Source organism: Streptomyces roseochromogenus subsp. oscitans DS 12.976 (assembly GCF_000497445.1).
Classification (GTDB): domain Bacteria; phylum Actinomycetota; class Actinomycetes; order Streptomycetales; family Streptomycetaceae; genus Streptomyces; species Streptomyces oscitans.
Genome location: NZ_CM002285.1, coordinates 198,198 through 208,447, shown reverse-complemented (window position 1 = coordinate 208,447; position 10,250 = coordinate 198,198). Strand labels below are relative to the sequence as shown.

The 10,250-nt window shown below is 71.8% G+C and carries 5 protein-coding genes; 2 read left to right on the top strand and 3 right to left on the bottom strand.

The window, feature by feature from the left end; all coding sequences use genetic code 11:
* Both M878_RS51490 and M878_RS51485 read left to right on the top strand, forming a co-directional pair.
* On the top strand, positions 1-1,118 hold a 1,118-nt coding region (locus M878_RS51490; RefSeq protein WP_023544254.1), incomplete at its 5' end, for a GAP1-M domain-containing protein.
* Between the two features lie 3 nt (positions 1,119-1,121).
* Positions 1,122-3,374 carry a hypothetical protein gene (locus M878_RS51485; protein WP_023544253.1) on the top strand — a complete coding sequence of 751 codons (2,253 nt, stop codon included), beginning with the start codon at positions 1,122-1,124 and terminating at the stop codon, positions 3,372-3,374.
* A gap of 4 nt (positions 3,375-3,378) precedes the next feature.
* On the opposite strand, the gene M878_RS51480 is transcribed toward M878_RS51485, so the two are convergent.
* The 3 genes from M878_RS51480 to M878_RS51470 all read right to left on the bottom strand — a co-directional run bounded on the left by M878_RS51480 (position 3,379) and on the right by M878_RS51470 (position 9,582).
* A complete protein-coding gene (locus tag M878_RS51480) occupies positions 3,379-5,988 on the bottom strand; it encodes an NACHT domain-containing protein (protein WP_023544252.1) in 2,610 nt (869 codons plus the stop codon).
* A gap of 73 nt (positions 5,989-6,061) precedes the next feature.
* Positions 6,062-6,979: a DUF8017 domain-containing protein gene (locus tag M878_RS51475; protein WP_031223613.1), complete on the bottom strand. Its 918-nt coding sequence runs from the start codon at positions 6,977-6,979 to the stop codon at positions 6,062-6,064.
* A gap of 29 nt (positions 6,980-7,008) precedes the next feature.
* Entirely contained in the window at positions 7,009-9,582 is a 2,574-nt protein-coding gene (locus tag M878_RS51470; protein WP_023544249.1) for a type 1 periplasmic-binding domain-containing protein, read from the bottom strand.
* Positions 9,583-10,250: the final 668 nt, after the last annotated feature.

The window sequence follows — 10,250 nt, the reverse complement described above, 5'->3', positions numbered from 1 at the left end:
AGCTCTGGGACAGCCCCGACTGGGCCCCGGCGCCGGCGTGCGACGACGACCGTGGCCTGCCCGACCTCACCCAGCTCGTTCCCGGCAGCGCCGTCGGACCCGACCGAGCGGCCCGCTTGCTGGCCGGCCACGGCGTTCCCGGCGTCCGCCTCCTGGAGCGGCTGCTCACCGCCGTCCTGCGGGCCCTGGCCGGCGAGGGCCCCGCCGCCACCCTGGTCTCCGCGGATCCGGACCTCGTCGTCGACTGGATAGCCGCCGCCTCCTACACCCTGCCCGCAGGCCTTGCCGCCCGGCTGACGTTCACGACGTACTCCGCGCGGCCGGAGGACGACCATCACCATCTGACCGGGACCCGGCCGGAGACCGGGGAACGGGTGACCGGTCCGGTGTTCCACCTCGACCGGTTGACCGCGGACGGGTGTCCGGAGCCCAGCCCGGCGGCACGGTTCCTCGCGGGGGCGCTGGGAAGCGGGCGCCTCGACGCCCTGGACGCCGTCGCCGAACTGTGGGACGCGGGCACCGCGGACGACGTCGAGGCGGGCGTACGGCGGCTGCGGGCCGGGTGCGCCCTGCTCGCGGGGGACAGCGATGCGGGGGCCTTCGGCGAGGAGGGCTCCCGGCTCGTGAGCTTCGTACGAGGCGTGGCGGAGCTGCGGCCGCAGGAGGCGGGACTGGCACCCGAGCGCCTCAGGGACGCCGTCGCGCGTCATCTCGCCGACGGGACGGCACCGCTCGGCGATGTACGGGCCACGCTCGCTCCGCTGCCCGAGCCGTACCGGCGGGCCGTCCTCGCCGGGCTGCTGGGCGCCCTCGAAACCTCCGCCGAACTGCGGACCGCCGCCCTGGACGCGCAGGCGTGCGCTTCCCTCGCCACCCTCGTGGACCAAGCACCGGACCTGCTCGCCGCCGGCCCGGCCACCGCGCTGTACGCACTGCGCCGGGCACCCGGGGAGCCGCGGCCGGCCGCGCTGCGGATCCTGCGGCTGTTCCGGCAGGGGCTGTGGGAGGAGACGGAGACCTATGAGGCCCTGCGCGATCTGATGGCGGCCGACAAGCCGCAGCCGGAGCGGGCGCCATGGCTGCTGCGGCGACGCGGGCCGGCCCGGGAGAAGGAGTGAGCCGTGGCGAACCCCGTGGTACTGCTCCTGGCGATCACCCTGCTGGTCCTCCTGGTCGTCGGCTACGGCGTCCTCGTCACCCTGCCCAAGCTGGTCTGGGCCCAACTGCGCACCGTCTGGCGGACGTTCGGCCGGGCGGCACACACCCCACCCGACCCGCACGGCGAGCCGGCCATCCCCGCCTACCTTCGCGTCACCGCCCCGCGTGACCTGCGCGCGACCTGGTGGGACGGACTCGAGCAGCACGAACGGCTGATGGGCGACGCCGAGCGGTTCATGGTCGGCCGGGTGAGCGACGCGTTCCGTGGGCCGCAACAGGGCGGGACCACGGGGCAGGGCTGCCTGATGCTCTTCCTGCGCCCGGCTTTCCTGCTCACGGCCGTCGCCGTCATCCTGACCGCGACGGCGCTCAGCATCCTTCCGCTGCTGTTCGCCCTGCTGGTGTGGGCGCTGTGCTGTGCGCTGTGGAGTCTGTGGTGGGCGGTGGGGGCGGCGGTCGCGCGGACGGGGCGCGCGCTGCGCCGCGGCCCGGCGCCGTGCCCGTACCCGGACTGTGGGCGCACCATCGACCGCCCGGTCAGGCTGTGCCCGACCTGCCGGGCCAGGCACCGGCAACTGGTACCGGGCCGGTACGGCGTCTTCCACCACCGCTGCCGCTGCGGCACCCGCCTGCCCGCCGTCCTCGGCGGGCGCCGCCTGGACGCGTGCTGTCCGCACTGCGCAAAGGCGCTGCCCGCCGGATACGAACAGGCGCGTGTCGTGGTGCTCGTCGGGCGCTCGGGCACGCAGCGCGCGGGAGTGCACCGGCAGGCACTGGCCGAGCTGGGCGCCACGCCCGGGATCGAGCCGCCGCTCATGCGCACGGCCGGGACGCCCGTCCTGTGGTACGACCCGTCCGGTGACGCGTACGGAAGTCAGGAGTCGGTGGCCGCGCTGGACGTACTGCGCCGGGCACACGGACTGCTGCTGGTGGTGGACGACCACGCCCCGCACAGCGATGCCGTGCACGCCGTCACCCGGGTCCTGCACATCCTCACCGCCCTGCCCCCGCGCCGTCGTCCGCACCGTCTCGCGCTGCTGTACACCCGAGCCGTACGGGGCGACACCACCGCCGTGCGCGCGCAGCTGGACGCGGCCGGCGGCGGCCATCTGCTGCGCGCGCTCGATGCCACGGGCATCCCGATGCGCTGCGTTCCGGCCGCAGCACTCGGGGGGACGGTGCGGTGGCTCGCCGGTACGGCCGGTACCGCGGACTTCGGTGAGAGCATGACGCCACCGCCTGTACGCCCAGCGGAGAACACCACGTTCCGCTTTCCCCGGCACCGCGTCGCCCGCCACACCCTTCTGCTCGCCCACCTCGCCGGGTACCTGGCGATACCGCTCGCCCTGGCAATCCTGCAGACGGGTGCGCTACCGCCGTCCGCGTTCTTCGGCTTGCCAGGGGCCTACGACAAGTGGCGGCACCCGCTGACCAGTTCGGTCCGTCAGGTCGACCTCACCGCGGCCGCCACCCGGGACTGGCCGCAGCTCAGCGCCAGTTACTCGGCGCCCGGACATCCGCCGTCCGCCGCTCTGCCGGGCCACGGGGGCTACTGGTCGGTCAAGGGATCCTCGAAGAAGGGCAACTGGCTGCGGATGGACTTCGGGATGCCGCTGCCGCTGAGCGAGGTGTCGGTGGACTTCGACCCGGACAGCGTCACGTCGTTCTTCTCGCCGGGCGCCGACGTGGAGGGCCAGGTCGGCGCCCGCACGGTCATGTTTCCGAGTGGGCACCCTCACGAGCAGAAGCAGGGTGCCTACCTCATGAAGACGTACGGCTACGACGATCCCGTCCCGGAAGCCGTCGACTCCGTCCGGATCGGCCTGGGCTCCGCGTTCGCCAAGGACAGCCGCGACGAACAGCGGCTCCGGCTGCGCGAGTTCAGCATCCGCTGGTCCAGCTCCGACGCCCTGCGCCTGCACCCGGCGGACGGCGGACGGCTCGCCGTGGAGAACGCCACCGCACGGGACCTCGCCATCACCGTACGCCCGCCCCTGCTGCCCGCGGGCTGGCACGCCACCCTTGTCGGACGCCCGCCCCGGACACTGGGGGCGCACGACACGTACGAGGCGCGCTGGCGGATCACGGCTCCGAAGGGGACCACGGGCCGCGCCCCTGTCGCCTACGCCGTTGACATCACCGAGGACGACCACACCGTGACGGCACGCTGCCTGGCCCTCCTCACGGCCTCCGCGGCAGCCGAGCCGCTCTGCTGAGGCCTCACCGGCCACCGGACGATGATGTCCACCGGGACCCGGCGAAGTCGGCCAGAGCCGTGGCGAGTTGGGGATCCACGCGCGACGAGAGGCCGAGCGGCAGGACGAAGAACCAGCCCTCGCCCATGCGGTAGCGGCGCGGCGGGCGCGGGGCGTCGGCGAGCAGCCTGACCTGGAGCGCGTAGAAGCGCGCGTCCCGGCCCCGGATGATCGCACGGCGCACGGTGATCTCCTCGACGTGCCGCCACTCGTAGGAGCGTCGCCTGCGCCCGATCACGGAGGTGACGCCGTCCCGGGTCAGCTCCAGTTCCAGCCGCCGCCGCGGCAAGAGGAACCCGGCCACGGTGATCAGGGCGCCGATGAAGGGCCAGATGAGCAGAACCAGCCACGTGACCGGGTCCTGCCACTGCCCGGACACGCTGAACCGGACGACGAAGACGCCCATGAGCGTGCCCAACGCGGCCCAGTGGGCCAGTGGAAGCCGCCGGGACCGGCCGCGGAGGCGGTAGTGGTCCGCCGTGCGTTCCACAGTGAACTGACGGGAGTCCGCGAGCGCGGGGAGGGCGGCCGGCTCGGGGCTGGACGCAGCCGTTCCCCGGTCCTGAGCCCGCTGCCCCGCCAGATGCTCCTGGAGCCTTCGGTTACGGAAGCGGTAAGTGCCGCCCGACACCTGCAGCAGGCCCGCCGCGCGGGCGTCCCTGAGGAACGTCATCAGCGGCCAGGGCGCCCGGCCCGTCGCCGCGAGGGAGCACCTGGCCAGCGTCCAGCGACTCCACGGACTGAGCAGCACCAGCATGGCCGAGGCGCCTGCCCAGGAGCCGACGGCCGCCTCCCAGCCGCCGCTCCCGCCGTTCAGCCAGAAGAACGCACCCGCGCCGGCCCCGATCAGCGGGGCCACCAGCGTCAGCGTCGTGATGAGCGCACTCTGCTCGCCGCGCAGGAGTTCGTCGGGCGTGGCGGCGTCCACGGTGTCGGCGGGAGCCGCGTACACGATCATCAGCAGGACGGGTAGCACGCCGCCGACGGAGAACCACACCAGGACGGGATCCCGCACCACGAAGACGTACAGGGCGAGGAGGAGGACGACGAGGACGGGACCGCCCGTGAGCGCCGCGAGACGGACCTGCGGACCCACTCGCGCGTGCCGGTCCAGAGAGCGCAGAGCCTGGATGAAGAGCAGCGGATTCGCACTGCGCCGAGGCTCGGCCAGCCGCTGGCCGAACCAGGAGGCGGTCACGGACCGCGCGACGGCCGCGAAGACGACCCCACCCGTCACCGCGTACGTGACGCTGATGTCGCCCAACGGTGAGGCTTCCGCATAGCCGGACATGCCCGCCTTGATGACAAAGGAGAGCATGATGCCGGTCGCGAGCAGCGCGGGCAGGGCGAGCAGCCGGGGCAGTGGTGCCGTGTGCAGCCGCCACCAGGCCAGTTCGGACTCCTCGCGACGGCTCAGCAGCAGCGCCAGGTACGAAAGCCAGGCGCCGGCCCGTTCGGCGTCCCAGGTGCGGGGCGGGTGCAGCCGACCGGGGTTCGCGGGCAGCTGCGGAAACGCGGCGGGCACGATCCGGTCGAGCAGGTGCGCCTCGACGGCAGCCCGGGTCGGGAACCGCTCGCGGTCCGCCAACTCCCTTGGACCGGCCGGATGTCGCTCGTACGACCGGCGTACCAGCCACACCATCAGCGGACTGCTCAGTGCCCGGGCGACCGGCGCGGAGGGTTCCTTCTGGAGGGTCTCCAGCAGGCGTGCCCAGGCGGCGGCACGGGCCGGAGGCCGGGCCCTGCGGAGGTAGTTCGCCACCTCCTCGGGGCGCAGTGGCAACGACTCGATCACCGTGGCGTGCCGCAGACCCTTGCCCTCCTGGTCAAGGCGGGCGTATTCGTCCGTGCGGGAGACCAGCACCGCGTCCCCTTCGCCGCCGAGGCCCGCGTTGAGCGCGTCGAGGACCTCGGCGCGGCGATGCTCCGGCAGTTCGTCCAGGCCGTCGAGGACGGGCAGCACCCGCCGCTCGAGGACGAGCCGGCGGGCCGGGTGGACGCCGTCCACGGGCGGCAGACCGGGGTGGTCCTGGCGCAGCCGGTCCACCAGCCACTCGGTGAGCGACTGCCGCCGGGTGTCCCAGGACTCCAGCGACAGCACGAGCGGGACCGGCACGCCGTCCTCGCCCAGTGTGAGCCGGCGGGCGAGGAGTTCGAGGGTGAGCAGGACGGAGAGCACGGTCTTGCCGGACCCGGCCGTACCCAGCACGACCAGCCGCCGTCGGGGCGGGAGCCCGAGGAAGGTCCCGGCGATGGTGTCGGTCCCGGAACCCGCGGGCACATGCTCGCCGGCGGACGCCACTCGTCGGCTGGGCGTCCAGCGCACGGGCAGCGGCTCGGGATCGGTCATGTCCCAGGCGTCGGCCTCGGCCCGCCACCGGTACAGGAGACTGCGCGCCAGTCTCCGCTCGGCTGCGGCCAGCGGAGCGTCGTCATCGGGCGGTGTGGGCTCCACACGCAGGGTCAGATTGAGATCACCTTGCAGGATCCCGATCTGGATCAGGTACTCGGCTGTGCAGTCGACCGCGGTGTTGGTGATGTGCGGCCCATCGTCGGAGCCCGTCTGCCTCGCCATGTACGTCCGCCCCCGTCGTCGCCCTTCCCACTGTACTCACCGGTGGCCGCCCAAAGCGCCGTTGGTACCCGGCTCAGGATGCCTTCGGCTTCCCGTGGAGGCGTACCGTGCTGAGGATCTTCATGATCGTCGAGTCCGGCACCTCGTCCCGCACGCCCGTGGCGCCGAAGAGGGTCCATGCGACGAGTTCACCCGCGGAGTTTCTGAAGCCGAACGTGATGGCCTTGCCGTCGCTCGCGCACTTGCCCTTCTGGGGTGTGTTCCTGGACCGGGCCCAGGCGATGCTGCCCCTGATACCGGACCTGGTCGTGTACGGCCTCGCCGTCCTGTCGGAGATGATGCTCTTCTTGTCGGGCTGCGTGTAACCGCCGTACACCCACCACTCCGCCTGGCTCAAGGCGGCATCGCCGGGGCTCCTGGCACCCTTGGCGCCCTTGGTACCCGCCGCCGCCAGCGGGGTGCCGTCCACGAGCCCGTCCTTGTCGTCGACGGACAGGCACCAGTTCTCGTGGAGGATCGCCACTGCGCTCATGACGATGATGGCCTTGCCCCAGTTGCGGGGGTCGTTGTAGTCGACCTTGCTGTCGTCGAAGCCGAACAGCATGCTCGGCTCCTTGACGTCCCAGTCCGGCGGCACGTCGAAAGCGGTGCCCCACTCGGGGTTGACGACGACCTTCCAGCCCGGGACGGCCGGCCTCTCGGTCGCGCCGGCGTGAGGGTGGCCGGACGCCGACGCCGAGGCCGTCGCGCTCGGCGAGGCACTCGCCGACGCCTTCGTGTCCCCGCCGCGGCCGTCCGCGCTGTCGTCCTTGCCGCCGCCCAGGAGCAGGGAGCCGGTGACGCCGACGGCTACGACCACGGTCGTCGCGGCAGCGATCGCGACGGCCTTCGCCCGGTTCCCGCCGCTCGACGGCTGCGGCCCCCTGGGCTGCTGGTAGGGGTTCTGGCTGTGAGGGTTCTGCTCGCCCCCCGGCGGCTGTCCTAACGGCATGGTCAGTAACCATAGCCCCTGGCGGCGGCTCAATTGCCCAGCTTGAGCCTCCACAGACCGCGGCCGTGTGTGGCGGCGACCACCGTGTCACCCGAGGGGAGGAGGGTGACGTCGGTCGTGACCGAGCTGGGCAGGCCGCGGCCGAGCCGGGCCCAGTGGGTCGGGGTCCTGACGTCGGCGACGTAGACGAGGTGGTCGGTGGCGAGGACCAGTCGGCCCTTCGCGATGACCATCGCGTCCGCCGGGACGTCGGGCAGGTTGCCGCTGATGTCCCTCCAGGTCGCCCCGCCGTTCAGTGACTCGAAGACGTGCCCGACGCCGCCACCCGGGATCCACTTGCGTGAGTACGCGCCGTAAACGGCGTACACATGGGCGGGGTTGGCCGGGTCGCTGACGATCCGGGTGATGTAGCGGTTCGGCAGGTTCGGCGCGGTGATGGCGTGCCACGTGCCTCCGTAGTTGGTGGCGATGCCGCTCTTGAAGCCGCCTCCGTCCTCGTCCGACGGAACGCACGGGCCGCACCAGCCGACGTAGTCGACGTTGTTGTCGGCTTCGACCGCGGTGGTCGAGGCGGTGTCGCCGAGGTCGTAGACCGGTTTCCAGTCGCATGTCCCGGCGGTCTTCGCACAGACCGTGTCGAAGCCCTTGTGGGACTCCCACACGTACCGGCCCGAGATCACCCAGCGGTTGCCGTTCGCCCTGTCGGCGGTGAACGGGGCGATGAACTGCATCTTCGGATCACACCCGGCGATCGGCGCACTGATCTGGCAGCCTGGGCTGATCTCCCGGAACGCCGCGGCCGTGCCGTCGGAGCGGCCGCCGACGGTGGTCACCGAGATGTCGCCGTAGGTGTACTCGACGGCCGCGCGGTCGGCGTTGTCCGGGGCGACGATGACATCGCCGCCGTCACCGGCGAACGGCTGGATCACGTTGTGGGAGTTGCCGCGCACCAGGGTTGCGCCGTTGTCCTGCAGACCTCCCCACAGTGCCGTTCCGCCCTCGGGGTCGTGACCTGCGCCGACGTAGAAGTACTGGAGTGTGTGCAGCTTGGAGTTGAGGTCCTGCCAGCCTGCCGTGGCGTGATCGGACGTCAGCCGGGACCACACACCGCCGTCGTTGCCCGCGTACAGCCGGCCATCGTCGTTGATCGCGATGGCGTGCTGGTCGGTGTGCACGGTGGGCGGGCAGCCCGTGGTGGTGCCGTAGCAGGGCAGTGTGTAGTTCCAGAAGGGCGCGATCGTCGTCCAACTCGCGCCGCCGTCACGGGTTTCGTAGATCTCCTCCAGGCCGAGGTAGACGTGTTGGGGGTCGCGCGGGTCGACCTTGACGTACTGGTTGTACCAGGAGCCCACGCCCGGCTCGTAGGTGGACGGGAACGACTGGGCGGATCCGGACCTGCCCAGCGTCCCGGCATCCGCGACCAGCGTCCACGGCCCGTTCGGGTCACCGGACGCCGACTTGTACACGCCTTTGAGCGAGGTCGACTGCATCGGTGAGGGGCGCTTGCCGGCGGAGTAGGCCGGTGACTGGATCACCGCGTACAGGGCGCTGCCGTCGGGGGCGTAGGCGAGGCTGGTGCGGCCGATGTCGGAGTTGTCGAGTCCGGACGGCTGTATGCGCTTGAAGGTACCCGGTGCGCCACCCGTCGTGGACAGGTAGAGCCCGTCGTACGGGGTGCCGTTGCGGAAGCCCAGTGCGGCCAGCACCGTGGCGCCGTGACCCCCGGGCCGGACGGTGACGCTGGAGATGATCGAGGTCCGCGTCGGGTCTTTGTCCGGGTTGGGGTCGGGTCTGAGCACGAGTTGCCACGGCTTGTCCAGCCGGCCGGCGAGCGGGCGCCGCCACAGGCCTTGGCTCGTCGCCGCGAACACGTACGAGCCGTTCATCGTCAATGTGGCGACTTGGGCGTTGAGGAGTTCGGAGCCGCCGACCCGCTGGAACGTCCTGCCGTGGTCGGCGGAGCGGTAGACGCCCTGACCGGTGTAGTCGTCGGCGCTGGTGTCGGCCTCACCGGTGCCGACCCACAGCGAGTGGTCGGCGGGATTCACCCACAGCGAGCCGATCGACTCGGTGGGGGCGTGCTGGAACTCCGGTGTCCAGGTCCTGCCCGTGTCGTTGGAGCGCCAGACGCCGCCGTCGGCGAACCCGGCGTACACCCACGGGCCGTCCGTGGCGAGCGCGGTCGCCCTGCCGGTCACCAGGCCCCAGCCGGAGCCGTAGTCGGAGAAGCTCGGGTCGGCATAACCGGGTGTCTCGCTGCTGGCCGAACCGCTGGTCAGCTCGGACCAGGTGCCGCCACGCACCGGGAGCCGGTCGCCGGCGGCCGCTCCCGCGGCGAGGGCGGCGCCGGAAACCGTGGCGGACGGGGCCGTACGTGCCGCGGCGAACTGGAGGGTTCCGGCGACCGGGTCGTCGGGATCGCCGTCATCGTCGGCCGGCTTCATGCCGCCGGTGTTGCTCAGGTGCACGGACCTGGCGAGTGCGGCAAGCTGACGGTCAGCAGACGGATGGTGGGATCCGGGGACGGCGACGCCGGGTGTGCCGCCGGTGAGAACCGCCGTGGCCACCATGGCGGTCACGAGCAGGCTGGCGCGTGGGAGCATCACATGCCTCCTGGGCATCAGAGCGCGTTTTGTGTCGCGCGGTGCTCCCGCCACCACAGGACGCGGGTGAGCGTAGAGGGTGAGCCCGCGCCTCGCATAGCCTCAATTCGGTTTCGCGCGGATGGGATTACGAGGAGGAAGGGGCATCCCCATCAAGCTGCCCTTGCGCTCGGATGCCCCGGCCCGGCCCCTGGTAGCGAGATGAAGAAGGTCCGCAATCCGTGCTCCCGATGCGCGGCTACCGTGATGACGTGCGGGAACACGGCGTCCGTGTGGCCGCGTGCGGGCGGCCGAACAAGCCGGAAGAGGCCGGTTACATATCGGCGGCTGCAATCCGCCGGAGTTGTCGACGCATTGCCCATAACGCCGAGTTATGGACTACTGGTATCTCCCCCTGCGGTACACAAGCGGCCCATACTCCTCCTTGCACAAAACCGCGTAACCGCGTATCGGAAGTGCACGGCCCGCCAGGCCAGATGTCCCGTCCGGACGACCAGCTCCCGCCATGCCGTCCGGACGGGAACCACGGCCCATGACCGCGGTCCCGAGACCGTTCGAGCGATGACACGCCCCTGCGGCCGTTGAGTGGTTCGAGACGCCTGCCCTCGACCGCGTACGTCAGCCAACAGACCTGGCAACCGTCCAGTGGTTCCAGAACGGCACCGCTC

Bases quoted from the DNA above. Each gene is read 5' to 3' on its own strand.
- M878_RS51480 (WP_023544252.1), bottom strand. From the start codon at position 5,988: ATGGCGAGGCAGACGGGCTCCGACGATGGGCCGCACATCACCAACACC.
- M878_RS51475 (WP_031223613.1), bottom strand. From the start codon at position 6,979: ATGCCGTTAGGACAGCCGCCGGGGGGCGAGCAGAACCCTCACAGCCAG.
- M878_RS51470 (WP_023544249.1), bottom strand. From the start codon at position 9,582: ATGCTCCCACGCGCCAGCCTGCTCGTGACCGCCATGGTGGCCACGGCG.